This is a genomic window from Pseudomonas sp. B707 (assembly GCF_022496685.1).
In the GTDB taxonomy this organism is placed as follows: domain Bacteria; phylum Pseudomonadota; class Gammaproteobacteria; order Pseudomonadales; family Pseudomonadaceae; genus Aquipseudomonas; species Aquipseudomonas paraglycinae.
This window is the reverse complement of record NZ_WTVE01000001.1, coordinates 1-352: the sequence shown is the minus strand read 5'-3', so window position 1 is coordinate 352 and position 352 is coordinate 1. Positions and strand designations below refer to the sequence as shown.

The following is a 352-nucleotide window of genomic DNA, read 5'->3' as shown; positions in this document are numbered from 1 at the left end:
ATCGCCGTCGGCATCGGTGATGGTGTAGGTGAAGGTTTCAGTGCCGTTGCCGCCGCCGTGCAGCGCTTTGAAATCGGCGTCGCTGGTGTTGAGCGTGTAGGTGTAAGTGCCGTTGGCGTTCAGCACCAGGGTGCCGTAAGTCCCGGTGAAAGTGCCCGCCGTGATCGGGCCGGCATTCGGGCCGGTTGGTACGCGGTCGGCGCCCTGCACATCGTTGATCAGGACGTTGCCGCTCAGCGTGAGGTTGGTTTCCGACGCGGTGCCGGCGTTGCTGTCGTCCACGCCTTTTGGCAGGTCGTCGACGATGTTCACGTCCAGCGTGGCGTTGGCGGTGGTGCCGTTGTCGTCGACC

1 protein-coding gene is annotated in these 352 nt (G+C 64.2%); it reads right to left on the bottom strand.

Annotated elements, in window-relative coordinates:
- Positions 1-352 (bottom strand): Ig-like domain-containing protein (locus tag GQX66_RS00005; protein WP_240864826.1); only part of this gene is annotated, 352 nt, incomplete at both ends.